This window comes from Rubrivirga sp. (assembly GCF_965213695.1).
GTDB lineage: Bacteria > Bacteroidota > Rhodothermia > Rhodothermales > Rubricoccaceae > Rubrivirga.
The window spans coordinates 3,427,691-3,452,732 of the sequence record NZ_OZ243912.1; the positions used below are offsets into that span (position 1 = coordinate 3,427,691).

15 protein-coding genes and 2 tRNA genes are annotated in these 25,042 nt (G+C 73.8%); 6 read left to right on the forward strand and 11 right to left on the reverse strand.

Going from position 1 to position 25,042, the window contains the following annotated elements; genetic code table 11:
* Window positions 1–52: 52 nt before the first annotated feature.
* From cysN to ACOOHE_RS15295, 6 genes are all read right to left on the reverse strand, one after another.
* On the reverse strand, window positions 53–2,038 hold the full coding sequence (gene cysN / locus ACOOHE_RS15270) for a sulfate adenylyltransferase subunit CysN (protein WP_420454943.1): 1,986 nt from the start codon (window positions 2,036–2,038) through the stop codon (window positions 53–55).
* Between the two features lie 82 nt (window positions 2,039–2,120).
* Window positions 2,121–3,035: a sulfate adenylyltransferase subunit CysD gene (cysD, locus tag ACOOHE_RS15275; protein WP_420454944.1), complete on the reverse strand. Its 915-nt coding sequence runs from the start codon at window positions 3,033–3,035 to the stop codon at window positions 2,121–2,123.
* Window positions 3,036–3,277: 242 nt separating this feature from the next.
* Window positions 3,278–5,029, reverse strand: coding sequence for an SLC13 family permease (locus ACOOHE_RS15280; RefSeq protein WP_420454945.1), 1,752 nt, complete (start codon window positions 5,027–5,029; stop codon window positions 3,278–3,280).
* Between the two features lie 115 nt (window positions 5,030–5,144).
* Window positions 5,145–5,957 (reverse strand): 3'(2'),5'-bisphosphate nucleotidase CysQ, encoded by an 813-nt coding sequence (gene cysQ, locus ACOOHE_RS15285; protein WP_420454946.1) that lies wholly within the window; start codon window positions 5,955–5,957, stop codon window positions 5,145–5,147.
* Between the two features lie 295 nt (window positions 5,958–6,252).
* Window positions 6,253–7,197, reverse strand: coding sequence for a UDP-glucuronic acid decarboxylase family protein (locus ACOOHE_RS15290; protein WP_420454947.1), 945 nt, complete (start codon window positions 7,195–7,197; stop codon window positions 6,253–6,255).
* Between the two features lie 60 nt (window positions 7,198–7,257).
* On the reverse strand, window positions 7,258–8,682 hold the full coding sequence (locus ACOOHE_RS15295) for a UDP-glucose dehydrogenase family protein (RefSeq protein WP_420454948.1): 1,425 nt from the start codon (window positions 8,680–8,682) through the stop codon (window positions 7,258–7,260).
* Between the two features lie 251 nt (window positions 8,683–8,933).
* Between ACOOHE_RS15295 and ACOOHE_RS15300 the strand changes: the two genes are divergently transcribed.
* The 3 genes from ACOOHE_RS15300 (at window position 8,934) to ACOOHE_RS15310 (ending at window position 13,147) form a co-directional block, all read left to right on the forward strand.
* Entirely contained in the window at window positions 8,934–12,611 is a 3,678-nt protein-coding gene (locus ACOOHE_RS15300; protein WP_420454949.1) for a choice-of-anchor B family protein, read from the forward strand.
* A 339-nt stretch (window positions 12,612–12,950) separates the two neighbouring features.
* Window positions 12,951–13,023: transfer RNA gene (locus ACOOHE_RS15305), tRNA-Lys, on the forward strand.
* Between the two features lie 40 nt (window positions 13,024–13,063).
* Window positions 13,064–13,147, forward strand: a tRNA-Leu gene (locus ACOOHE_RS15310).
* A gap of 101 nt (window positions 13,148–13,248) precedes the next feature.
* Here the strand turns inward: ACOOHE_RS15310 and ACOOHE_RS15315 are convergent.
* Together ACOOHE_RS15315 and ACOOHE_RS15320 are read right to left on the reverse strand one after the other, a co-directional pair.
* On the reverse strand, window positions 13,249–15,363 hold the full coding sequence (locus ACOOHE_RS15315) for an endonuclease (protein WP_420454950.1): 2,115 nt from the start codon (window positions 15,361–15,363) through the stop codon (window positions 13,249–13,251).
* A 208-nt stretch (window positions 15,364–15,571) separates the two neighbouring features.
* Window positions 15,572–17,191, reverse strand: a complete 1,620-nt coding sequence (locus ACOOHE_RS15320) for a sensor histidine kinase (RefSeq protein WP_420454951.1) — start codon at window positions 17,189–17,191, stop codon at window positions 15,572–15,574.
* 97 nt (window positions 17,192–17,288) lie between these two features.
* Between ACOOHE_RS15320 and hrpB the strand changes: the two genes are divergently transcribed.
* From hrpB to ACOOHE_RS15335, 3 genes are all read left to right on the forward strand, one after another.
* Window positions 17,289–19,931, forward strand: coding sequence for an ATP-dependent helicase HrpB (gene hrpB, locus ACOOHE_RS15325; protein ID WP_420454952.1), 2,643 nt, complete (start codon window positions 17,289–17,291; stop codon window positions 19,929–19,931).
* On the forward strand, window positions 19,928–21,028 hold the full coding sequence (locus ACOOHE_RS15330; protein WP_420454953.1) for a hypothetical protein: 1,101 nt from the start codon (window positions 19,928–19,930) through the stop codon (window positions 21,026–21,028). Before hrpB ends, ACOOHE_RS15330 begins: the two co-directional genes overlap by 4 nt.
* 74 nt (window positions 21,029–21,102) lie before the next feature.
* Window positions 21,103–22,080 (forward strand): zinc-dependent alcohol dehydrogenase family protein, encoded by a 978-nt coding sequence (locus tag ACOOHE_RS15335; protein WP_420454954.1) that lies wholly within the window; start codon window positions 21,103–21,105, stop codon window positions 22,078–22,080.
* A gap of 73 nt (window positions 22,081–22,153) precedes the next feature.
* Here ACOOHE_RS15335 and ACOOHE_RS15340 read toward each other — a convergent pair whose 3' ends face one another.
* The 3 genes from ACOOHE_RS15340 to ACOOHE_RS15350 are packed head-to-tail and all read right to left on the reverse strand — an operon-like array spanning window position 22,154 to window position 25,006.
* Window positions 22,154–22,423 (reverse strand): hypothetical protein, encoded by a 270-nt coding sequence (locus ACOOHE_RS15340; RefSeq protein WP_420454955.1) that lies wholly within the window; start codon window positions 22,421–22,423, stop codon window positions 22,154–22,156.
* Between the two features lie 52 nt (window positions 22,424–22,475).
* Complete coding sequence (locus tag ACOOHE_RS15345) at window positions 22,476–23,615, reverse strand: ATP-grasp domain-containing protein (RefSeq protein WP_420454956.1); 1,140 nt, start codon at window positions 23,613–23,615, stop codon at window positions 22,476–22,478.
* Window positions 23,612–25,006: an aminopeptidase P family protein gene (locus ACOOHE_RS15350; RefSeq protein WP_420454957.1), complete on the reverse strand. Its 1,395-nt coding sequence runs from the start codon at window positions 25,004–25,006 to the stop codon at window positions 23,612–23,614. The genes ACOOHE_RS15345 and ACOOHE_RS15350 overlap by 4 nt, the downstream gene beginning before the upstream one ends.
* Window positions 25,007–25,042: the final 36 nt, after the last annotated feature.

Sequence of the window (25,042 nt, forward strand, 5' to 3'; positions counted from 1 at the left end):
AGTCGAGTGGCACGACCGGAGCCCGTGGTCCTCCGTCCTCTGTCCCCGGTCCTCATCCCGTGATCCCGGCCTCGGCGAGCGCCGCCAGCACCGCCTCGACGGCCTGGTCGACCGACAGGTCCGCCGTGCGGAGCGTCACCTCCGGCGACTCCGGCGACTCGTACGGCGCGTCGACGCCGGTCAGGTTCTCGATCTCGCCGGCGTCGGCCTTGGCGTAGATCCCCTTCGGGTCCCGCTGGCGGGCCGTCTCGACGTCGACGTCGACGAACACTTCCATAAAGCGGCCGTCCGGGACCAGCGCGCGGACGCGGTCGCGGTCGGCGCGGTACGGCGAGACGAACGTGCACAGCGTCACGGCGCCGCTCTCGAAAAAGAGCCGGGCCACCTCCCCGATCCGGCGGACGTTCTCGCGGCGGTCGGCCGGGCTGAACCCCAAGTCGCCCGAGAGCCCGTGGCGGACCTGGTCGCCGTCGAGCAGCATCGTCTTGACGCCCGCGTCGAACAGCCGGCGCTCGACCTCCTTAGCGACCGTCGTCTTGCCCGAGCCCGAGAGGCCCGTGAACCACACGACGGCGGCCCGGTGGCCCTGCTTCGCCTCGCGCTCGTCGCGCGGGATGTTGAGCCCCTCCCAGACCACGTGGGGCGAGACCTGGCGCACCGCGCTCGCCGCCGCCGCGTCGGCCGAGCGCTCCAGGCGGGCGGCCCGGCCGGCCACCTCCTCGGGGCTCTGGGCCTCGCCCCGGATCATGCCGGCCGCGACGGTCGCGTTCGAGTACGGGTCGATGAGGACGAACGCGCCGGTCGGCTTCGACTGGCGGTAGGGGTCGAAGAACAGGGGCGCCGCCGTCGTCACGCGGACGCGGCCGATGTCGTTGAGCCCGAGCGACGGCGCGTCCTCCCGGTGCAGCGTGTCGATGTCGACGCGGTAGACGATCTCGTCGACGAACGCCTTCACCTCGCGCGTCGTGTGGCGCAGGAGGTAGTGGCGGCGGGCCTGGAGCGGCTCCTCGGCCATCCAGCACATCATGGCCTCGACGCCGGTGGCCACCGTCGGCACGTTCTGGGGGCGGACCAACATGTCGCCGCGGCTCACGTCGATCTCGTCCTCCAACGTGATCACGACGGCCTCGCCAGCGCGGGCTTCGTCGAGGTCGCCGCTCAGCGTCGTGATCGACGCGACCGTCGAGCGCGTGCCGGCGGGGAGCGCGAGCACCTCCTCGCCCGGGCGGATCGCGCCGGACGCGACGGTCCCGGCGAACCCACGGAACGTCTGGTCCGGCCGGATGACGGTCTGGACGGGGAACCGGAAGTCGCGCAAGTTCCGGTCGCCGGTGAGCGAGACGTGCTCCAGGTGGTGGAGCATCGTCGAGCCCTCGTACCACGGCATGTGCTCGCTCCGGTCGACCACGTTGTCGCCCTTGAGCGCCGAGACCGGGATAAAGTCGATGTCGCGCAAGTCGAGCTTGGCCGCGAACGCCGAGAACTCGTCGACGATGCGGTCGAACACGTCCTCGGAAAAGTCGACGAGGTCCATCTTGTTCACCGCCACCACGACGTGGGGGATCCCGAGCAGCGACGCGATAAAGGCGTGGCGCTTGGACTGGGTCTGGACGCCCCGCTTGGCGTCGACCAGGATCACGGCGAGGTCGGCCGTGCTCGCCCCGGTCACCATGTTCCGGGTGTACTGGACGTGGCCCGGCGTGTCGGCGATGATGAACTTGCGGCGGGGCGTCGCGAAGTAGCGGTAGGCCACGTCGATGGTGATCCCCTGCTCGCGCTCGGCGCGGAGCCCGTCGGTCAGGAGCGCGAGGTTGGGGACGCCGTCGTCGTCCATCCCGCGGTCCTTCGACGCCTCGGCGACGGCCTCCATCTGGTCCTCGAAGATCGACTTCGAGTCGTAGAGGAGCCGCCCGATCAGCGTGCTCTTGCCGTCGTCGACGGAGCCCGCGGTCGTGAACCGCAGGAGGTCCATGTCGAGGTAGCCGTCGGAGGCGAAGGCGTCGTCGGTGTGGGTCTCAGTGCCGTTCTGGGTCGTCATTGCTCGTTCGTGTTGCGTGTCGCGTGGTACGTCGCCGGGCACCGTGCTGCGGGCGGACCACGCAACACGGAACACGCAACACCTAGAAGTAGCCTTGCTTTTTTCGGTCCTCCATGGCCGCCTCGGAGCGCTTGTCGTCGTGGCGCCCGCCGCGCTCGGTGTTCCGGGCGGCGGCCACCTCCTGGATGATCTCGGGCAACGTGGCCGCCGTGCTCTCGACGGCGCCGGTGCACGTCGCGTCGCCGATGGTGCGGAAGCGGACGGTCTGGCGCTGGACCGTCTCGTGCTCTTGCGGAATCACGAAGTCGGTGACGGCGAGCAGCGTCCCGCGCCGGTCGAACACCTCGCGATCATGCGCGAAGTACAGGTTGGGGATGTCGACGTTCTCGAGGGCGATGTACTGCCAGACGTCCATCTCCGTCCAGTTCGAGAGCGGGAACACCCGGAACGTCTCGCCGACGTTCTTGTGGCCGTTGTAGAGGTTCCAGAGCTCGGGCCGCTGGTTCTTGGGGTCCCACTGGCCGAACCGGTCGCGGTGCGAGAAGAACCGCTCCTTGGCCCGGGCCTTCTCCTCGTCGCGGCGCCCGCCGCCGAAGGCCGCGTCGTAGCGGTGCTGGTCGAGCGCGTCGAGGAGCGGGACGATCTGCAGCCCGTTCCGGCTCGCCTCGGGTCCCGTCTCCTCGACCACGCGCCCGCTGTCGATGGCGTCCTGGACCGAGGCGACCTCGAGTCGGACGCCGAGGTCGGCGACCATCCGGTCGCGGAAGGCGATGGTCTCCGGGAAGTTGTGGCCCGTGTCGACGTGCAAGAGCGGGAACGGGATCGGGGCCGGGTGGAACGCCTTGCGGGCGAGGTGGACCATCAGGATCGAGTCCTTGCCGCCCGAGAACAGCAGGACGGGCCGCTCGAACTGGGCGGCCACCTCGCGCATGACGTAGATCGCCTCGGCTTCGAGGGTGCGGAGGTGGGACGTCCGGAGGGCGCGGTTGGAGGCCATGGCGGGCGGCGGGTGCGTGCGGGGAGGCGCGGGCAAGCTAGCGGGTCCCCCAGGAATCGTCCGGCCTTCCCTCAGACTTGACGCGGGGGCGTGTGGCGGTGAGCGGTGAGCGGTGAGCGGTGAGCGGTGAGCGGTGAGCGGTGAGCGAAGGATGACCCCCATCTCCATCTCGTGCCACCTCGCGTTCCCCTCTGCCATTTCCCAATTCCCCGTTCCCATTTCCCGCGAGCGCCAGCGAGCCCTTACAGCCAGACCCACACGCACACCGTCACGGTGACCGCGCAGACGATCAGGCTCACCGGCAGGCCCGAGCGCGCGAAGTCGGTGTAGCGGTAGCCGCCGGGCGCCAGCACCATCAGATTCGTCTGGTAGCCGATGGGCGTCAGGAAGCTGGCCGCGCTCCCGACGGTCACGGCGACGGCGAACGGGACCCAGTCGACGCCGAGGTCGGTGGCGACGGCCAAGGCGACGGGTAGCATCAGCACGGCCGACGCCTTGTTGGTGATGAGCTCGGCCAACCCGTTCGCGATGAGGTACACCACCAAGAGCGTCACGACGGGCCCCATCACGCTGACCGTCTCGATCCCCTGGGCCGCGAGCGCCGCCAGCCCCGTCGTCTCGACGGCCTTGCCGATCCCGAGGGCCGCCCCGATCACCAAGAGGACCGGCACGTCGACCGCCCGGCGCAGCGACTCGCCCCGGAGGCACCCCGTCACGATCATCCCCAGGGCCGCCGCGAACGTGGCCGTCGCCAGCGGCAGCACCTCGAACGCGGCCAGCCCGATGGCCCCGGCCAGCAGCGCCAGCGCGACCGGCGCCCGCGACGTCACCGGCCGGACGTGGCCGACCGGCGCCACCAGCGCGAAGTCGTCGGACAACGTGGCCAGGCGGCCGGCCAAGGCCCGGCGGCCCTCGACCAGCAGCAGGTCGCCGGCCCGAAGCGGGACCCGGCCCAGCCCGCCTTCCATGTCCTCGGCCCGTCGCCGGAGCGCCAGCACGACGCCGCCGTAGCGCTCGCGGAACCCGATCTCGCGCAGCGTCTTCCCCTCCAGCCGCGAGCCGGCCGCGACGACGACCTCGTAGAGCGACAGCTCGGGCGGGTCCGCGTCGTCGACCGACGGCGCCGTCCGCTCCAGGCCGGGCCGGCCGAGCAGCTCGTCGAACGCGGCCGAGCCGCCGACGAACGAGAGGACGTCGCCCGCCAGCAGCACCGCCTCGGGCGCCGCGTCGCGCGCCTCGCCGCCCTTGCTGCGGATCCGCGCGAGGTAGGCGTCGCCGAGCGTCCGGAAGCCGGCGGCCTCGACGGACCGGCCCGCGAACGGGGCCGTCGCGCTCACGCGCAGCTCGAAGTGGTAGCCCCGCTGGTCCGCCGCCGACACGCGACCGCCGCGGTCCGGGAGCAGCCGGTGGCCGACGAGCCCGTAGTAGAGCGCGACCAGCAGGACCGCCGGCACGCCCACCCAGGTCAGCGTGAAGAACCCGAACCCGTCCAGCCCCTCGGCCAGCAGCAGCCCGTGGACGACGACGTTCGTGCTCGTCCCAATCAGCGTGAGCCACCCGCCGACGATGGCGGCCGTCGAGAGCGGGATGAGCAGCTTCGAGGCCGGCGGCCCGTCCCGCTCCCACGCCTGGACGCGCGGGATGAGCATGGCCACGATCGGCGTGTTGTTCAAGACGCCCGAGAGCAGCGCCGTCGGGAGCATCAGCCGCAGGATGGCCGGGCCCGGCCGGCGCGAGCGCGGGCGCAGGAGCCCGTCCACGAACCCCAGCGCGCCCGTCCGGTCCACGCCGGCCGCGACCACGAACAGCGACCCGATGGCGACGACGGCCGGGTTCGCGAACCCGGCGAACGCCGCCTCCGGCCCGACGACGCCGGCCACCAGCAGCAGGCCCAGCGTCCCGAGCAGGACCAGGTCGGTCCGCGCCACGCCCTTGACGAGCGCGCCGACCATGAGCGCGAGCGCCCCGAGCGTGTACCACGCCTGCCAGGTCATGGCGTCGTGGGCTCCGCCCGCCGACGCGGTACACGGTACGGGGTACGCGGTACGGAATTCCGGCGCGTGCCCACCCTGAGGTCGCCCCGTACCCCGTACCTCGTACCCGGTACCTTCACTGATCCAGCCACGTCCGCCAGTCGAGGGCCGGGTCGCCCCAGGCGAAGACCGACGGGTTGCGGAGGTCGTCCTTGTTGTACGTCAGCCGGTCGTCGGCGCGCGTCGAGACGCCGCCGCCGGCGGCCTCGACGATGGCCTGGGCCGCGGCCGTGTCCCACTCGAAGGTCGGGACCGTCCGCGGGTAAAAGTCGGCGGCGCCCTCGGCCACCAGGCAGAACTTGAGCGACGACCCCATCGACGCGCTGGCGACCGCCCGGCCCTCGCCCTCAATGCGGGCCAGGATGGCGGCCACCTCGGGCCCCGCGTGGTCCCGGCTCGCGACGACCGTCAGCGCGTCGGCCGGCGCGGGCCGGGCCTCGATGCGGACCGGCGCGGCGTCTTTTGTTTGCTTCCACGCCTGCCCGTCGGCGGCGTAGTACGTGACGCCGTGGACCGGGACGTGGACGACACCGAGGGTCGGCACGCCGTCCTCGACGAGCGCGACGTTGACCGTGAACTCGCCCGACGTCACCGGCGGCGTGGCCGAGCCCTTGACGAACTCCTTGGTCCCGTCGAGCGGGTCGACGCACCAGAACCGGGCCCACGCCTTCCGCCCGGCCACCTCGGCCACGGGCGACTCCTCGGACAGGACGGGGATGCCGGACGCCGCGAGGGCGGCCGTGATCGTCCGGTGGGCTTCGGTGTCGGCCTGGGTCAGCGGCGAGTCGTCGGCCTTGGCGTCGACGGTCAAGGGCCGGCCGTAGTAGCCCAGGATGGCGTCGCCGCCAGCGCGGGCGGCGCCGAGGGCGAGGGCGAGGAGGTCGGTCACGGGCAGGACGAGAGAAGTTGGCAAGATCGCGAGGGGAGCGCTCTGTGACGCAGAGCCTCTCGGCACGTCGGAGCAAGTTGATGAGGGGGCGGAGCACAGAGACAGAACGTGCGACTCTCAGACCCCCCGCTTTCCGGCTGATCGCTGCGCTCCCGGCTCGGAAAGCTGTCCCCCTTCAAGGGGGACCGTCTGAGCGCCCGTTGAGCGGAGCGAGGGGCGCTCGGACGAGGGGCCCTGAGCGGAGCGGTGGGCGCCAGGATCCTGGAGACGACGCCACGTCTCGTCGGCCCCTCCCCTACCCCTTTGCCTCGACGCGCTGGCGGAAGTAGTCGAGCGTCCGACGGAGCCCGTCGGCGCGGTCCACCTGGGGCTCCCAGCCCAGGATCTCCCGAGCCCGGGTGATGTCGGGCTGGCGGACCTGGGGGTCGTCGGCCGGCAAATCCTGGAACGTGATCGTCGAGTCCGAGCCGGTCAGGGCCACGACCTCCTCGGCGAACTCCTTGATCGAGACCTCGTCCGGGTTGCCGATGTTGACCGGGTCCGTCTCGCCCGAGTGCAGGAGCCGCCAGATCCCCTCGACCAGGTCGTCGACGTACTGGAAGGAGCGCGTCTGGGAGCCGTCGCCGAAGACGGTGATCGGCTCGCCGCGGAGCGCCTGGCCCATGAACGCCGGGAGCGCGCGGCCGTCGTCGAGCCGCATCCGGGGGCCGTAGGTGTTGAAGATCCGCAGGATGCGCGTGTCGACGCCGTGGTAGCGGTGGTACGCCATCGTCATGGCCTCGGCGAACCGCTTGGCCTCGTCGTAGACGCCGCGCGAGCCGACCGGGTTGACGTGGCCCCAGTACGTCTCGGGCTGGGGGTGGACCTGGGGGTCGCCGTAGACCTCGCTCGTCGACGCGATGAGGTAGCGGGCGCCCTTGGCCTTGGCCAGCCCCAGCGTGTTGTGGGTCCCCAGCGAGCCCACCTTGAGCGTCTGGATCGGGAGCTTGAGGTAGTCGATGGGCGAGGCCGGGCTCGCGAAGTGGAGCACGTTGTCGACCGGCCCGGCGACGTAGACGAAGTCTGAGACGTCGTGCTTGACGAACTCGAACCGGTCGTGCCCGATCAGGTGGGCGACGTTGTCCGGGTTGCCCGTGATGAGGTTGTCCATGCAGACGACCTCGTGGCCCTCGGCGATGAACCGGTCGCACAGGTGGGAGCCGAGGAAGCCGGCGCCGCCGGTGATGAGCGTTCTGGGCATGAGGGATACGGGATGCGGGATGAGGGATACGGGGACGGACGGGCCACTCTGCCCATCCCTCTATCCCGCATCCCCTATTCCGGCGCCGCGAGGCGCCACGTGCGGGCGGCCGACCGAGTGGTACTCGAACCCGGCCTCGGCCATCCGCTCCGGCTCGTACACGTTCCGGCCGTCGAACACGAGGGGCGCCCCGTTCGGGCCGTCGTTGAGGCCCTCGCGAACGCGGTCGAGGTCGGGCCGGCGGAACTCGGGCCACTCGGTCGCGATGACGAGCGCGTCGGCGCCGTCGACGGCGTCGTAGCCGCGCTCGGCGTAGCGGAGCGCGCCCGGGCCGTCGAGCGGCTCGCGCTCGAACGTCGCCCGGGTGGTCTCGACCGCCTCGGGGTCGAACGCGACGACGTCGGCGCCGAGGCGGGTCAGCTCGCGGATGAGCACGTGCGCCGGCGCCTCGCGGACGTCGTCGGTGTGGGGCTTGAACGCGAGCCCCCACATGGCGACGGTCTTGCCGTCGAGCGGGCGGTCGCCGTCGGTGCCGAGGGCCTCGACGACCCGGTCGGCCATGGCCCTCCGCTGGACGTCGTTGACGCGCAAGACGGCGTCCAAGATCTGGAAGTCGTAGTCCTTCTCCCGAGCCGTCCGGTGCAAGGCCTGGACGTCCTTCGGGAAGCACGACCCGCCGAACCCGATCCCGGCGTACAAGAACTTGGGCCCGATCCGGGAGTCGGTCCCGATCCCGCGCCGGACCTTGTCGACGTCGGCGCCGACGCGGTCGCAGAGGTTGGCGATCTCGTTCATGAACGTGATCTTGGTCGCCAGCATGGCGTTCGCCGCGTACTTCGTCATCTCGGCCGAGGCCTCGTCCATGACCAGGATCGGGTTGCCGCTGCGGACGAACGGCTCGTAGAGCCGCCGCATGACGTCGGCCGCCCGCTCCGAGCCGGTCCCGACGACGACGCGCTCGGGCTTCATGAAGTCCTCGACGGCGACGCCCTCGCGCAAGAACTCGGGGTTCGAGACCACGTCGAAGTCCTCGCCCTCGGCGACGCCGTGGGCCTCGATGGCCGCCGTGACGCGGGCGGCCGTGCCCACAGGGACCGTGCTCTTGTCGACGACCACCTTGTAGCCCCACCCGTCGCCGCCGGCCTTGGCCTCACTGAGGAGCCGGCCCAGGTCGTCGGCCACGCCCAGGACGTACTTGAGGTCGGCCGCGCCGCCCTCGCCGGGCGGGGTCGGGAGCGCGAGGAACACGACGTCGGCCGGGCGGACGGCCTCGGCGAGGTCGGTGGTGAACGAGAGCCGGCCTTCGCGGCGGCCCCGGTCGAAGTAGACCTCGAGGCCGGGCTCGTAGATGGTGAGCCGGCCGTCGCGCAGGCTCTCGACCTTGCCCGCGTCGATGTCGACGCAGGTCACGTCGTTGCCCATCTCGGCGAAGCAGACGCCTGAGACCAGGCCAACGTATCCAGTTCCGACGACGGCGATTTGCATGGGGGAGGGAGGGAGTCCAGGGGGAAAGCTCCGAAGGTATCGGAGGGGATGCTGTGCGGGGGGCGTCCTCACGGAATCCTCGCGCCTCGACAGAACCGGCCCAGAGCCGGCCGCTCCCGGTCTACAGCCGCCGTTGGGTCCGATTGGTTGACGGGCGGCCCGTCAGAATCGCATTCGTGATGGCGCCGGGCGGCGCCGACGCGCATCTTCCGGGTCCGCCCGGCTCCGACCCACTGATCACCCTGTCCGCCATGCGCTTGCCGTACGCCCTCGCCGTCCTCAGCCTCGCCCTGCTCGCGCAGGCCCCCTCCGCCCAGACGCCGTGCGTCGGCGGGTCCGCCGGGGCGTACCCCTGCGAGGGCGTCGACCTGATGGCCCACCTCCCGCTCAGCGCCTTCGTGGCCTCGGGCTCGACGGCCCCGGCGGAGGGCAACGACATCTGGGGCTGGACCGACCCCTCGACCGGGAAGGAGTACGCGCTCGTGGGGCTCACGAACGGGACGGCCTTCGTCGACGTGACGGCGCCGGCGTCGCCGGTCCTGCTGGGGATCCTGCCCACGGCCACCTCGAACTCGTCGTGGCGCGACATCAAGACGATCGGGAGCTACGCCTACATCGTGTCCGAGGCCGGGGGCCACGGGATGCAGGTGTTCGACCTGACGCGGCTCCGCGGACGGACCGGGCCGGCCGTCACGTTCACCGCCGACGCCCGCTACACCGGCTACGGGAGCGCCCACAACATCGTCGTGCTCGAAGACGCCGACCTCGCCATCGGCGTCGGCGCCTCGACGTGCGCCGGCGGGCTCGAGATGGTCGACGTGTCGAACCCACTCGCGCCGGTCGCGGCCGGGTGCTTCTCGGCCGACGGCTACACCCACGACGCCCAGTGCCTGAGCTACGCCGGCCCCGACGCGGACCACTCGGGCCGCCAGATCTGCGTGGCCTCGAACGAGGACTCCGTCACCATCGTCGACGTGACCAACCCGGCGGCGCCGGTCCAGATCTCGAAGGCGTTCTACCCGAACCCGAGCTACACCCACCAGGGCTGGTTCACCGAGGACCAGCGCTACTTCATCGTCAACGACGAGCTCGACGGCAACAGCGCGACGCCGACGCGGACCATCGTGATGGACCTGCTCGACCTCGACGTCCCCGAGTTCGGCTTTTTCCACGACGGGACGACGAACGCGACCGACCACAACCTGTACGTCGTTGGGGACCGCGTCTTCCAGAGCAACTACACGGCGGGACTCCAGATCCTGGACGCCTCGACGATCGCCAGCGGGACGATGACGCAGGTCGCGTTCTTCGACACCGAGCCGGCCAACAACAACCACGGGGCGAGCGCGTCGACCGGCGGGCAGTGGAGCAACTATCCGTTCTTCGCCAGCGGCACGATCGTCGCGAATGACATCAAGAACGGGCTGTTCGTGCTCGCGCCGCAGTCGCCGCAGGACCCGCCGCAGGCGTCGGTCACGCCGCCTGCGGTCGACCAGACGCTGGCGCCCGACGGCGCGGCCTCGGTCCCGATCACCGTCGCCAACGGGGCCGGCGGGGGCAACCTGCTGTACGCGGCCGAGCTCGAGAACCTGTCCCAGCCGTTCGCCGCCCGGGCCGCGGCCCGGCCCGCCGACGCTCCGGCCCCCGCCGCGCCGTTCGCCGAGGCCGGCCTGGTCAGCGGCCGGCCCGGCGCCGACGCCGGCGCCGAGGCCCCGGGCGACCCGCGCGGCGGCGACAACCTCGCCCCGCTCCTGGGCGACGGCGGCCCGGACGCCTTCGGCTACGCCTGGATCGACTCCGACGAGACCGGCGGCCCGGCCGTCGACTTCCAGGACATCGCGGGCACCGGCACGGCCGTCGCCTTCACGGCCGCCAGCAGCTTCCCGGCCGGCGACGAGGGCTACGCCGACGTGGCGCTCCCGTTCGACTTCCCGTTCTACGGCGGCACCCAGTCGACCGTCCGCGTGTTCACGAATGGGTTCTTGACGTTCTCGACGCTCACCGGCAACACGTTCAGCAACGGGGCGATCCCGGGCGGGTCGGCGCCGAACAACCTTATCGCCCCGTTCTGGGACGACCTCGACCTGAGCGCTGGCGGGACGGCCTACACCGGCACGCTGGCCGACGGCCGGTTCGTGGTCCAGTTCACGAACGTCCGGCGCTACAACGACGCGGGCTCGTCGCTCACCTTCCAGGCGATCCTGTCCGACGACGGCGGGATCGAGTTCCAGTACGGGTCGATGGCGGGCGCGACGCTGGCCAGCGCCTCGGTCGGGATCGAGGACGCGGCCGGGTCGGTCGGCCTGCCGGTCGTGGTCAACGGGGCCTACGTCTCGTCCAACAAGGCCGTCCGGTTCTTCAGCCCCGTCATTTGGGCGACGCTCTCGGGCCCGACGAACGGCACGGTCGAGCCGGGCACCTCGGCCACGTTCGACCTCGACCTCGACGCGGCCGGCCTGCCGCAGGGGATCTACACGGCCGACCTCGTCGTGTCGACGAACGACCCGGCCGTCGGCGCCGTCACGGTCGACGTCACGCTGACGGTCGGCGAGGACGGCGGCGTGTCGATCGTGATCGACGGCCCGCGCGGGTTCCGCTACCTCGGCCCCCCGTCGGAGGGCGTGACCGTGGACGACCTCGCGGCGCAGAACCTGGTCCGCGGCGTCCCCGGGTACTACCCGGCCGCCAACCCGGCCAACCTCTACACCGAGTACGACACCGAGATCGGCAAGTGGGACGAGTCGCGGGGCACGGGCGAGGTGCTCGAACTCGGCCGCGCGTTCCAGTGGTTCTTCTACAACCGCGACGTCGGCAACCCGGACATCAGCCGCTCGCGCAAGCTCCCGTTCACGTTGTCGACCGACCTCCCGGCCAACACGGCCAACGTCGAGCTCGAGCTCGACACGGACGGCAACCGGTTCAACTTCCTGGCCAACCCGTTCGCGACCGACCTCGACCTGACCGGGATCTACGACTGGCCCGGCGGCGACAACCTCAGCCCGAACGCGCCGGTGTGGACGTTCGACCCGGCCGCCCGGGCGTGGACGGCGGCGCCGGCCACGATCCCGGCCTGGATGGGCTTCCGCGTCCGTGCCAAGGGCCCGCGCGTGAACGGGATCCCCCGACTCATCACGATCCCGGCCTCCGCCCCAGTCGCGGCCCGCCAGGCGGCCCAGCCCGGCTTGTCGCTCACGCTCTCGGGGACCGACGCCGACGGCGTGGCCATCGGGGACCGGGCCATGACGTTCGCGTTCCGCGACGAGGCCCGGGCCGCGTTCGACCCGTCCGAGGACGTCGAGAAGTTCCAGACCCCGGCCACGGCCTACGCGCTCATCGGGGCCCGGAACGGACGGGCCTTCGTCGGACACGACGCCCGGCCGTTCGCCGACGCCGAGATCCCGCTGGCCGTCGAGGCCCGGGGGACCGAGGCCGCGTTCACGCTCCGGTGGGACGCCACGGCGCTCCCGGCCGGGCTCCCCGTCGTGCTCGTCGACCTGGCGACGGGGGCCGAGGTCGACGTCCGCACGCGGTCGTCCTACTCGTTCGAGGTCGCCGCGCGGGCGGCGCACGACGAGGCCCCGACGGCCGAGGTCGCCGACGGGTCGGCGGCGACGGACCGGTTCGTGTTGCGGATCGGGACCGGGCTCGGGTCGGCCGAGGCCGGCGTGGCCGAGGTCGCGCTGGAGGCCGTGGCGCCGAACCCGTCGTCGGGCGGGGCGCGGGTCGCGTTCGCGGTGCCCGAGGCCGGGGCCGTCCGCGTGTCGGTCATTGACGTGCGGGGCCGTGAGGTCGCGGTCCTGATGGACGGCTCGGTGTCGGCGGGCCGGCACGAGGCTCGCTTGGACGGCGGTCTCGCGGCGGGCGTGTACGTGGTCCGGCTCGAGGCCGGGGGCCGGGTGCTCACGCGCCGCGCCGTCGTCGTCCGGTAGAGGGGTGTCAGGTTGCCCGAGAGCCGATCCTCCTCTCCCGGTCGCGGGCCTGTCCTGAGCGGAGCCGAAGGGCTCCCAGGTCGGGGAGCTGTCCCCCTTCAAGGGGGACAGTCCGTCCGCCCGCTGAGCGGAGCGAGGGGCGGATGGACGGGGGGTACGGTCACGAGCACAGGGTCACGACGCTAGCGGGCTGAGAGAGGGTTTCGCGGCCCGCCCCGAGACACCGAGGCGGGCCGCGTCTTTGCGGGCGCTCCACACGGGCCCGTTGCCCGAGCGGCCGGGCGCGTCCTAGTTTGGTCGTCTGCCCACCGCACCGATGCGGCGCCCGCCGCGCGGCTTGGCCCCGTAGCTCAGTTGGCAGAGCAGCTGGCTTTTAACCAGCGGGTCGTAGGTTCGAGCCCTACCGGGGTCACCCTTCGGCCACGTTCTTTCCGGCGCCTCGCGCGCACCCTGCCCAGGTGGTGAAATTGGTAGACACGCACGCTTGAGGGGCGTGTGGAGTAAAATCCGTGCTGGTTCGAGTCCAGTCCTGGGCACCCCTCGTTTGAGAAAGGCGGCCTCCGCATCGAGCGGAGGCCGCCTTTCTCACGTCTGCCGACGCCCGGACGGGCGTGCGCCCCACTCGTGTCGACTCACTCTAGCGCGCCACCGTCAGCGACCGGACGACGGCGCGGTCGCCGGCCGTCAGCCGGACGAGGTAGACGCCGGCGGGGACGCGGGCCAAGTCGAGGTCGACCTGGACGACCCCCACGGCTCGCTCGCCAGCCTCGACGAGCGCCACCCGGCGGCCCAGCACGTCGACGACCTCGGCCGTGACCTTGGCGGGCGCGTCCAGGAGGAGCGCGACCGTCGCCGGGCCCGACGTCGGGTTCGGGTAGAGCGCGACGTCCACGACGTCGGCAACCTGCGACGAGGCCGCGGGCCCGACGGCGGCGGCGACCGACGGTGGGACCGACTGGCTCGCGTTCAGCGACCCGCGCGAGTGGAGGCGCGGCCCGCGCCAGGTGAAGTCGGCGGCCGTGGTCCCGCGACCGAGCCGCTGGATCGACCGGGTGTACGGCGTCGAGTTGTCCTCGACCAAGCCGACGTCGGCCGAGGTGAGGCCGGCCGCGGGCCCGGCCGTCGCCGTGATGGTGCCCTCGTAGGACAGGAACTCGACCGTCGTGCCCCCGGCGTCGACCAGCGCTAGCCCGGCGGGGCCGAGGTTCCGCATCGCCGGCTGGTCGAACCAGACGGCGCCCAGCCCGCCCTCGTCGTCGATCGTGCCCGAGAGCGCGGCGGTATGGTAGACGTCGCCGTCGCGGCCGTAGAGCGCGACCGTCCACCCGTCCAAGCTCAGGCCCGGCGTGCCGGCGACCTCGACGCCCTCGTCCAGGTCGACGCGGCGGTTGTCGTAGTGGAACTCGTTGATCCAGGCGACGCCGGCGGCCGGCGGCGGGAGGAACGTCTGCCCAGGGTTGGGCTGGCCCGGCGACCCCGGCCCGGGCCCGGTCCAGGCGAAGTCGCCCGCGCTCGAGCCGTCGCCGACCAGGCGGAGGCTGTGACCTTCCGGCGTCGTCCCGCTCTCGGCCACGCCGACGTCGACCGACGTCAGGCCAGCCGCCGGGCCGTCGGCCGCGACGACGACGCCCTCGTACGAGAGGAACTGGGCCACCACGCCGTCGGGGCCGACCAGCGCGATCCCGTCGGGGCTCCCGTTCTGCAAGCCCGGCACCGGCGTCCACACGGTCCCGAACCCGCCCTGCTGGCTGGGGACCGTGCCCGAGAGCGCGACCGTGGCGTAGGCGCCGCCGCCGTTGCCGTTGTACCCGACGACCGTCCAGCCGTCCAGGACCGTCCCGGCCGGCCCGGCGACCTCGACCCCCTCGCCGGCGTCGCTGCCCGCGTTGTCGTAGTGGAACTCGTTGACCCAGATCACGCCTCCCGGGGTCGGGTCCGGGTCGGGATCGGGGTCGGTCGACAACTGGTCGAAGGCGCGGCGGGCGAGCGTCGAGTCGAGCGTGAACGGGTTCTGCGTCCCCTGCTTCGAGGCGATCCACTCCGAGCGGGCGGCCTCCCGAGCGTCGACGGGGTCGGCGTAGTGCCAGTCGACGAGGTCGTCCAGCATCGTCGCGAGGAAGGGGTCGCCGTCGTTGGCCGCGACCTGGGCGGCGTAGATCGTCGCGAAGTAGAAGGCGGCGCGGGCCGCGTTCCCCTTGTGGTCGTGGCGGGGCTCGAACCGGGCCGAGAAGCCGGGCGCCGGGTTGTCGTAGTCGATCTCGCTCCACCCGACCGCGCCGACGGCCGGCCGGGTCGTCGAGGTCTGGTCCTCGCGGTACCAGCGGTCGGTGAGGGCGTCGGGGATCTCGGCGAACGGGTGGTTGCCCCGGGACGAGTTCACGTTGCTCTTGGCCGGGAACAGGTTGTGGAGGTCGCTCCGCGCCGGCTCCGAGCCGGCCCCCTTCGACTGGGGCCACGTGTGCTCGGCGTTGATCCCCTTGCTGTAGGCGTCGGACGAGGGGTCGGCGTCGGGCGAGAGCTCGATGCAGAACCGGGTGTAGACGCCGCAGACCTCGCCGGTTGCGGCCTGCTCGTAGGTGTAGAGCTGGTCCCGGGCCGGGCCGTAGCCCAGCGTCAGGGCCGGCGCGAAGTCGGCCCGGATGGCCGCGCGGAGCTCGGCGCCGGACAGGCCCGGGTAGAGCGTGGTCTGGGTCTGGGCCCCCGCCGCGGACGCGGGGAGCAGGAGGAGGACGAGCAGAGAAGCGAAGCGCATTGGGTCGGGGGGACGTCCCCCCAAGATCGGCCTCGACCCCACCGGCCTCCACCTCCTCACCGAAAGCGCACCGAGGACGCGCCGGAGCTCGCGGGAACGGGCCGGGAGGCCGACCGACGTCGGCGACGGGAGCCCTCCGCACGCATGCCCAGAGTCGGTGGATCTTCGGCAGGGCGCGACCCGGCGAGTCGCCCCGGCGCGCAAAGCGCTAGCCCTCGGACGCGGCCACCGAGGCGTCGGGCTGGCCGACCGGCGCGCGGTCGGGCCCCGGCAGGGCGACGGTGAACGTGGTCCCCTCGCCCTCGGCCGTCTCGACGGACAGCTCGCCCCCGTGGCCGTGGACGACGATCTCGTAGGCCAGCGACAGCCCCAGGCCCGTGCCCTCGCCGGTCGGCTTGGTGGTGAAGAACGGCTCGAACACGCGCTCGCGCGCCTCCTCCGGGATGCCCGTCCCGTTGTCGGCGATCCGGACGCGGACGCCGCCCTCGCCCCACGGCCGCGACGTGACAGTGAGCGTGGGCTCGAACCCGTCGCCGGCGGTCGCCGCCCGCTGGCGGAGCGCCTGGAGCGCGTTGTCGAGCAGGTTGAGGAACACGCGGCCCATCTCCTCGGGCACCATCTCGACCTCGCCCACGGCCGGGTCGAGGTCGGTCTGGAGGTCGACGTTGAACCCGGAGTGCTCGGCCCGCATCCCGTGGTACGCCAGCCCGACGTACTCCTTGAGCAGGCTGTTGACCGGGGCCGGCCGGCTCGGGCCCGGCGTCGAGCGGCTGTGGGCCAGCATCGACCGGATGATCCCGTCGGCCCGGCGGCCGTGCTCGCGGATCTTGACGGCGTTCGACCGCAAGTCGTCGAGCAGGTCGGCCGACTCGGCGAGCGCCTCGCCGACCGGCCGGGCCTCGTCCTCGCGGACCTCGTCCTCGAAGTCGTCCAGGAGCTCGACCAGGAGCTGGGCGAAGTTGTTGACGAAGTTGAGCGGGTTCTTCAGCTCGTGGGCCACGCCGGCCGTGAGCTGGCCCAGCGACGCCATCTTCTCCTGCTGGATAAGCTGGGCCTGGGCCGCTTCGAGCCGGGCGAGCGAGGCCTCGAGCTCGGCCTGCTGGGCCTCGAGCTCGCCGCTGCGGGCCTCGAGCTGCCCGCCCCGGACCTGGAGCCGGTCGCGCAGCCGCGACAGCCGCAGCGTCCCCCGGTACTGGGCCTGGCGGCCGGCGTAGAGCGCCGCGCTCATGGCCGTGCACAGGAACGTCACGAGCACGAGGTACGACATCCGCCGGACGGCCTCGCCGACGTCGATCATCGTGGCCCCGTCGTTGGCGAGGGCGACCGTGACCGTGTGGATGACGGTGATGAGCAGGCCTAACGCGAGCGTCTGGACCGGCTGGAACGGGACCGTCCCGACCGTGAACAGCAACAGCAGCGAGAGCCACGCCGCCAGGAACTCCAGGTCGCCCCGGGCGATGTCGCCCGAGGTCAGGATGGCGGCCCCGGCGACGACGTAGAGGGCGAGCAGCGCCCGGCTCAGCACCAGCCCCGGCCGGAACCGGGCGACGACCAGGAACACCGTCGCCACGGCGTAGACGAACAGCTTCTCGGAGAGGGCCTGCGTGATCTGGACCGTCGCCCCCCGCATCCCGTCGCCGCCCAGGATCGACGTCACGCCGGCCGACACGCCGACGCCGAGCAGGGCTACGATCCCGAACAGCCCGGCCACCCGCATCCCCAACACCGACGCGCTGTCCAAGACGGCCCGGAACCCGGGGTCCCGCTCGGCCCGCGTCGGGGCGACGTAGCGCTCCCAGAGCACGCGGAGGCGGACGGACGGGGACATGGGCGGCAGGCGGATCGCCGCTCGTACTCGGCACCGGCCGCTTTGTCCCCGGGGACGCTCGCTCCGCTCGCGGGCACTGGGAACGGGGAAATGGGAAATGGCAGAGGCGGACGGGCACGGTACGCTGGAACCTTTTCAGTCACGCCGTGGAACCTTCCGCCCTCCGCCCTCCGCCCTCCGCCCTCCGCCCTCCGCCCTCATCCGCCTCCCCGGTCCCCCGCTCCCCGTCGACGCCGTCCTGCCGCGCCTGGTGGCCGCGCTGGGCGAGGCCGGCGTGGCCGTGCTCCAGGCGCCGACCGGCGCCGGCAAGACGACGCGCGTCCCGCTCGCGCTCCTCGGCGCCGACTGGCTGGGCGACCGGACGATCGTGATGCTGGAGCCGCGGCGGATCGCGGCACGGGCGGCGGCGCGGCGGCTGGCGAGCCAGCTCGGCGAGCGCGTCGGCGGGACGGTCGGGCTCCGGGTGCGGGGCGAGACGCAGGTGTCGCGCCAGACGCGCGCCGAGGTGGTCACGGAGGGCGTCCTCACCCAGCGGTTGGTCCGCGACCCCGGGCTGGACGACGGGCGGACCGTCGGCGTGGTCGTGTTCGACGAGGTCCACGAGCGGAGCTTGCAGAGCGACCTCGGGCTGGCGCTCGCGCTCCAGTCGCGGCGTCTGCTCCGGCCGGACTTGCGTCTGCTCGCGATGAGCGCGACGCTCGACGGCGCCCGCTTCGCCGACCTGCTCGGTGGGGCGCCCGTCGTGACCAGCGAGGGGCGGACGTTCCCGGTCGAGCCCCGCTACCTCGGCGGCCCGCGCCCCGACGCCAGCGGCCGGCCGGCCCGCATCGAAGACGCCGTGGCCGACGCCGTCCGCCACGCGCTCGCCGACGAGCCCGGCAGCGTGCTCGCGTTCCTGCCCGGGTCGGGCGAGATCCGGCGGACCGCCGAAAGGCTCGACGGCACCGTCCCCCGCGACGTGACGATTGCCCCGCTCTACGGCGACCTCAGCGCACGCGACCAGGACGCCGCCGTCGCGCCGGCCCCGCCCGGGCGCCGCAAGGTGGTGCTGGCGACGTCAATCGCCGAGACGAGCCTGACCATCGAGGGCGTCCGCGTCGTCGTGGACTCCGGGCTGGCGCGGCGGCCCCGGTTCGACGCCGGCAGCGGGATGAGCCGGTTGGAGACGGTCCGCGTGTCGCGCGCCGAGGCTGACCAGCGGATGGGCCGCGCGGGGCGGACCGAGCCGGGCGTCGGCTACCGGCTGTGGGGCGAGTCGGAGCAGGCGGCGCTCCGGCCGTTCGCCCCGCCCGAGATCGCCCAGGCCGACCTGGCCCCGCTCGCGCTGACGCTCGCGGCCTGGGGCGCTGGGCCCGACGAGCTCGACTGGCTCGACGCGCCCCCCGACGCCGCGTTCGCGTCCGCCCGCGAGCTCCTCGCAGAGCTCGACGCGCTCGACCCCGACGGCGCGCTCACGCCCCACGGCCGGGCGATGGCCGGCCTCCCGATGCACCCGCGCTTGGCCCACCTCGGCCTGCGCGCCCGCGAGCAAGGCCGCGCCGGGCTCGGCGCCGACCTCGTCGGCCTGCTCGGCGAGCGCGACGTGTTCCGGTTCGGCGGGCGCCTGCCGGACGTGGACCTCCGGCTCCGCGTCGAGGCGATGCGCGGCGGCAACAGGGCGACCTACCGGGGCGTCCGGCTCGACCGGGGCGCGCTCGACCGGGCCCGCCAGGAGGCCCGCCGCTGGCGCCGCGCCTGGGACGGCGCCGACCGGCCCGGCGATCTCGACGCGGCCGGCCTCCTCCTCGCCCTGGCCTACCCCGACCGCGTCGCCCAGCGCGTCGGGGAGACGGCGGAGGGCGCGCGGTACCGCCTGCGCGAGGGCCGAGCCGCCCGCCTCGACCCCGACCAGAGCCTGGCCGACGCGCCGTTCCTCGCCGTCGGCGACCTCGACGACCGGCGGGGTGGCGCGCGCGTCTTCCTGGCCGCGCCGCTCGACGCCGACAACATCGAGGTGCTGTTCGCCGACCAGATCGTGACCGACGAGGCCGTCGCCTGGGACGCCGGCGCCGGCCGCGTGACGGCCACGCGCGTCCGCCGCCTGGGCGCCGTCGTGCTGTCGGAGGCGCCGATCCGGCGGCCCGCGCCGCACCTCGTCACCGCCGGCTTGGTCGAGGGCGTCCGCCAGGCCGGCCTCGACGCCCTGCCGTGGACCAAGGACACGCGCCGACTGAGGGAGCGGCTCGCGTTCTTGCGCCACCACCTCGGCGACGACTGGCCCGACGTCTCCGACGACGCGCTCCTCGACACGCTCGCCGACTGGCTCGGCCCCTACCTCGCCGGGATGACGCGGCTGTCCGACCTCGGCCGGCTCGACCTCGGCATGGTGCTGGGCCAGCTCGCCCCGCCCGGCGCCCGCGCCGACCTCGACCGACTCGCGCCCCATCGCGTGACCGTCCCCAGCGGCTCCATCCGCCCGCTCGACTACTCCGATCCCCAAGCGCCCGTGCTGGCGGTCCGCTTGCAGGAGGTGTTCGGATTGGAGGAGACGCCGCGCGTGCTGGGCGGGCGGCTGCCCGTGTTGATGCATCTTCTGAGCCCGGCCCAGCGGCCCGTCCAGGTCACGGCCGACCTCGCCTCGTTCTGGCGCGACGCCTACTTCGACGTCCGCAAGGACCTGCGGGGCCGCTACCCCAAGCACCACTGGCCCGAGAACCCGCTCGACGCCACGCCCACCGCCCGCGCCAAGCGCCGCCGATGACCGCCCGCGTCCTCGCCCTCGCCCTCCTCGCCGCCGCGCCGACGGCCCGCGCCAACATGGCGACCCCGGCGACGCCCGGGACGCCGGCCGGCGAGCCCGCCGCCGCGCTCGACGGCCTGCGCATCGCGCGGGAGACGCTGGCGCTCGACCTCCGCCCGCTCGGCCGGGGCCGCCCGTTCGGCGTCGTCGAGGCCGAGTACCGGATCGTCAACACGGGCGGGGCGCGGGTCGTCCCCCTCGAGTTCGTGGCGCTCGGCCAGGACGTCGACGCGGCCGAGGTGTGGCTCGACGGCCGGCCCGTCGCCGCCCAGCGGGTCGACGCGCTCGCGGTCCCCCCGTCGTGGCGGGTCGCGGACCGGACGCCCGCGCTCGACGGCGACGCCGTGCCCTACGAAGCCGACGACGGGGTCGGCGCGGCGCGGGGGCTCCGGTTCGCCGTCACGGTCCCGCCCGGACAGCACGTGGTTCGCGTCCGGTACCGGGTCCGGCTGGGCACGTACGACGACGGGGGCCACCCGAACCGGGTCTGGCAGCTCGCCTACAGCCTGGCGCCGGCCCGGCTGTGGGGCGGGTTCGGCCAGCTCGACGTCACCGTCCGCGCGCCCGACGGCTGGGACCTCGCGGCCTCGCTCCCCCTCCGCCGTGAGGGCGACGCGCTCGTCGGCCGGTTCCGCGGCGTCCCGGGCGACGTGCTGGCGGTCTCGGCCCGGGCGCCCGCGCCGGCGCTCCGCGTCCCGCTCCGCGTCGCGGGCGTCGTCGCCGGGCTGATCGTGGCCGTCTTCTTCGGGTTCGTCTCCGGCCGGCTGGCGGCGCGGGCCGGGAAGAGCGCGTGGCGGGCCCTGCCCGGCTCGGTCTTGGGCGGCATCGTCGGCGGCGTCGCCTTCGCGGCGATCGTGATGACGGCCGACGACTTGGGCGACTCCATCGCTTACGGGTACCGCACGCTGCTGGGGATGATGCTCGTCGCCGGGCCGCTGGCGGTCCTCGTCGGGAGCGCGCTGGCGCAGGCCGTCGCCGTCTGGCGCGTCCGGGTGGAGAGGCCTGACGGAGAAGCCGGCCGCGGCGTCCCCTCTCCCCCTGGGAGAGGGACAGGGTGAGGGTCGTCCGCCTCGCCACCGCGCCTCCACCCGGACACGGTTGATTCCGTTTCTCTCACGCTGATCCCGTCGCGATGCGCGCCGTCCGCTTCCACCGCCACGGCCCGCCGGCCGACGTCCTCCAGCTCGACGACGTGCCGACGCCCGAGCCCGGCCCCGGCCACGTCCGCCTCCGACTGACGCACCGGCCCGTCCACCCGGCCGACCTGTCGATGGTCAAGGGCACGTACGGCCGCTCGCGAGCGCTGCCGGCCGTCGGCGGCAACGAGGGGTTCGGCGTGGTCGACGCCGTCGGCGAGGGCGTGTCGCTGGCGGTCGGGCAGCGGGCGATCAAGCTGGGCGAGGCGCCGACGTGGCAGGAAGCCGTCGTGCTGCCCGAGGCGGAGGCCTTCCCGGTCCCGGACGCGCTGGCGGACGAGGCCGCGGCCCAGCTCTTCGTCAACCCGTTGACGGCCCGGCTGCTCTGCCGGGTCGCCGACCTCGGATCGGGCGACGTGCTGGTGCAGACGGCCGGCGCCAGCGCCGTCGCCCGGATCGCGGCCGAGATGGCGCTCGCGCGCGGAGCCCGCGCCGTCGCCATCGTCCGCAGCGGCGACCAGCGGGACCGGCTCGAAGCGCTCGGCGCTACCGTCGTCGTGGCCGACGCGAACACGGCCGAGACGCGGGCGGCGCTGAGTGAGGCCGTCGGCGCAGGCGGCGCGGCGGCCGTGTTCGACCCGGTCGCGGGCGACGTCGGGGCGCTGGCGCTGTCGGTGGTCCGCGAGGGCGGGGCCCACGTCGTCTACGGGGCCCTGAGCGGCGCGCCGCTGCCGGTGTCGCCGGCGGCGCTCATCTACCGAGACGTGCACGTCTCGGGTGTCTGGCGAACGCGGTGGGCGGGGCGCGTGAACGCCGACGTCTTGCGCGACGCCCTCTCCGAGCTCGCGGCCGACGCCGTCGCGGGCGTGTTCACGCTCCCCGTCGACGCGACCTTCGACCTGGCCGATGTCGCCCAAGCCGTCCGCCGGTCGACCGCGCACGGCCGCTGGGGGAAGGTGCTTCTCACGGGATGACGTCCCCCCCACTCGGTCGGCTGCGGGTCGCGCCGCTCTACCGGCCCCCGGGGGCGGCCCGGCGGGTCGCGCCCTACCCTGCCCGGTCCAGCAACGCGCGGAGCTCGTCGGCGTCGCGGACGACGTGGTCGGTCGCGAGCAGGTCCTGGTGGACGTCGTGCTCGGCGTAGTGGGTCGGCCGGCCGGTCTGGGCGTTGACGACCCACGAGTGGAGCGGGTCGCGAGGCCGCCCCCGCATCACCGACCGCGGCGAGGCCCCGACGACGCCGGCGACGGCCCCGTAGGTCGCGCGCTGGCGGAGGTCTTGGAGCCGGTAGAGGAGCGGGGTCAGGTCGTCGTCCATGGCTGGAGGAGAGGAGCGCGCCGGGTACGCCCGGCGGCTCGTCCGTGTCCCGCTACGCCACCTCGATCCGGACCGCCGCCGCCGCCGCCGCCAGCCGGGCCTCGGCTTGGGCCGCCGTCGCGCCCGTCACGATCACGTGGCCGGCCTCCTGGCCCGTCCCCTCGCGCGGGCCCACCTCGACGCCCGCGCGGACGCGGACCGAGACGGCCTCGACGCCCGGCATCGCGCGCGCGGCCTCGACGCCTTCGACGGCGCGGACCGTGCCGGGGCCCGGGTGGAGGATCCGGGCTGCCGCCACGCGGTCGGCTCGCGTGGGCAGCTCGGGCGTCTCGCCGAGCGCGACCCGGAGCACGGCCTCCCACGGGTCGACGCCGTACGCCAGGCCGAGGAGCGGCATCAGGTGGCCGCCGGGCGGGCGCGCCGCGAGCTCCCCGAACACGGGGCCGTCGGGGGTCAGGAACGCCTCCAGGTGCGTCATCCCCGACGTCACGCCGAGCGCGCGGCGCGCGGCCTCGGCGTGGGCGAGCACGGCGTCGCGGACGTCGGGCGCCAGCGGGGCCGGGACCAGGCTGGCCCAGCCCGGCGCGAGGTAGGCCGTCGGGTTCGCGAACACCGTCTCGCCGTCGATCACGAACGTCTCGACGCTCATCTCGACGCCGTCGACGAACGACTCGGCCATCTCGCCGGGCGCGAGCCGGCCCGGCACGTCGGCCGGGTCGACGACGATGCGCGTGCCGCGCCCCCCCGACCCGACGGCCGTCTTGAGCACGAGCGGGAGGCCGAGCCGCTCGACCACCTCGGCGCCCGTCAGTCCGTCGTCGGCCTCGACCACGTCGGCGCAGGCCAGGCCGGCGGCTCGCGCGGCCCGCTTCATGGCCCGCTTGTCGCTGCACCGGACGGCGGCCTCGACCGTCAGCCCGCCCATCCCGAGCGCGTGTCGGAGGCGCGCGGCCGGCACGACGGACCGCTCCGTCAGCGCGACCACGGCCGCCGGGTCGAGCGCGCGGAGGTCGTCGGCCACCCGGCGCCAGCGGTCGGGCGGCGCGCCGAACTCCGCCTCGACGACGCCCGCCAGCCGGGCCGCCGTCTTCGGCCCCGGCGGCTTCTCGACCACGGCCACGACGGGCCGCCCCAACCGCTCGGCCGCGTCGAGCGCGCCCGGCCGGAGCCCCACGGTGACGACGGGCCTCATGCCGCCCCGCTCTGGACGACGGCCTCGACGTCCGCCATCGCCTTCGGGATGCCGGGCCCGAGCACGCGGTGGCCGCCGTCGGTGATCAGCACGTCGTCCTCGATGCGGACGCCGCCGAAGCCGACCCACCGCTTCGCGTGGTCGTAGTCGACGAACTCGGCGAACCGCTTTTCGGAGCGCCAGAGGTCGATCAGGACGCCGTTGAAGTAGAGGCCGGGCTCGACGGTCATCACGTGGCCCGGGCGGAGCGCGCGCGCGAACCGGAGGTACTGCGTCCCGAACTGGGTGCTCCGCTCGGCCTCGTCGGCGTAGCCCACGCGGTCCTCGCCCAGCCCTTCGAGGTCGTGGACGTCCAGGCCCATCGGGTGGCCCAGGCCATGGTGGAAAAAGAGCGCGTGGGCGCCTTGGGCCACGATCTCGTCGGTGTCGCCGCGGAGGAGGCCAAGCCCGACGAGCCCCTCGGCGAGCGTGCGCGACGCGAGGTCGTGGAGGTCGCGGAACGAGACGCCCGGCGCGCACCCGGCGACGCACGCCTCCTGCGCCTCCAGGACCAGCGAGTAGACGTCGCGCTGGCGGTCGGTGAACGTCCCGCCGACGGGCGAGCACCGCGTGACGTCGGAGCAGTAGCCGGACTCGGGCGTGACGCAGCCGGCGTCGTGCAAGAGGAGGTCGCCCTCGGCCAGCGTGTGGCCGCCGGCGTGGTGGTGCGGGACCTCGCCGCGCGTCGTGAGGATGGCGGGGAACGAGAGGACGGCCCCGCGCGACGCGGCGGCGGCCTCGACGGCCGCGGCCACCTCGAACTCGGTCCGGCCGGGCTGGGCCATCCACATGGCCGTCCGGTGCATCTCGTCGGCGATGTCGAGGGCGTGCTCGATCTCGGCGACTTCCTCGCGCGACTTGACCAGCCGCTGAGCGATCACGGCGTCGATGAGGGCCGGCGACGGCTCGACGGCCTCGGGGGCGACGCCGAGCAAGGCCGCCAGCCGGAGCCGCTGCTCGGCCCGGTACGGCGGGAGCACGTGGACCGTCCGCCCGGCCCGCTGCGCCGAGGCCACGGCCGCCGCGAGCGCCTCGGTCGGAGCCGTGAGCGGGATGCCCGCCGCCTCGGCCCGCTCTCGGACCGACGGCCGCTCGCCGTCCCACACGCGGTCCTCCATCGTCGCCTCGGTCCCGTAGAGCGTAGCCTGGCCCGAGTCGGCGTCGAGCGTGAGTGCGAGCCCGGGCGCGTCGGCGCCGGCGTAGTAGCGGAACGAGCCGTCCTGGCGGAAGGGGTAGTGGTTCGCCGGGTAGTTCATCGGCGCGGCCTCGTTGCCCAGGAGCACGACGAGGCCGGAGCCCACGGCGTCGGCCAAGGCGGCCCGCCGGTCGGCGAAGGTGTCGGGAGAAAACATGGGGCCAGGAAGAGGAGCCGCAAGCTACCCGCCCGG

Coding starts and splice junctions, on each gene's coding strand:
- ACOOHE_RS15290 (WP_420454947.1), bottom strand. CDS start 7,197: ATGCCCAGAACGCTCATCACCGGCGGCGCCGGCTTCCTCGGCTCCCAC.
- ACOOHE_RS15340 (WP_420454955.1), bottom strand. CDS start 22,423: ATGGACGACGACCTGACCCCGCTCCTCTACCGGCTCCAAGACCTCCGC.
- ACOOHE_RS15335 (WP_420454954.1), top strand. CDS start 21,103: ATGCGCGCCGTCCGCTTCCACCGCCACGGCCCGCCGGCCGACGTCCTC.
- ACOOHE_RS15280 (WP_420454945.1), bottom strand. CDS start 5,029: ATGACCTGGCAGGCGTGGTACACGCTCGGGGCGCTCGCGCTCATGGTC.
- ACOOHE_RS15295 (WP_420454948.1), bottom strand. CDS start 8,682: ATGCAAATCGCCGTCGTCGGAACTGGATACGTTGGCCTGGTCTCAGGC.
- ACOOHE_RS15320 (WP_420454951.1), bottom strand. CDS start 17,191: ATGTCCCCGTCCGTCCGCCTCCGCGTGCTCTGGGAGCGCTACGTCGCC.
- ACOOHE_RS15345 (WP_420454956.1), bottom strand. CDS start 23,615: ATGAGGCCCGTCGTCACCGTGGGGCTCCGGCCGGGCGCGCTCGACGCG.
- ACOOHE_RS15300 (WP_420454949.1), top strand. CDS start 8,934: ATGCGCTTGCCGTACGCCCTCGCCGTCCTCAGCCTCGCCCTGCTCGCG.
- cysN (WP_420454943.1), bottom strand. CDS start 2,038: ATGACGACCCAGAACGGCACTGAGACCCACACCGACGACGCCTTCGCC.
- ACOOHE_RS15330 (WP_420454953.1), top strand. CDS start 19,928: ATGACCGCCCGCGTCCTCGCCCTCGCCCTCCTCGCCGCCGCGCCGACG.
- ACOOHE_RS15350 (WP_420454957.1), bottom strand. CDS start 25,006: ATGTTTTCTCCCGACACCTTCGCCGACCGGCGGGCCGCCTTGGCCGAC.
- hrpB (WP_420454952.1), top strand. CDS start 17,289: ATGGCAGAGGCGGACGGGCACGGTACGCTGGAACCTTTTCAGTCACGC.
- cysD (WP_420454944.1), bottom strand. CDS start 3,035: ATGGCCTCCAACCGCGCCCTCCGGACGTCCCACCTCCGCACCCTCGAA.
- ACOOHE_RS15315 (WP_420454950.1), bottom strand. CDS start 15,363: ATGCGCTTCGCTTCTCTGCTCGTCCTCCTCCTGCTCCCCGCGTCCGCG.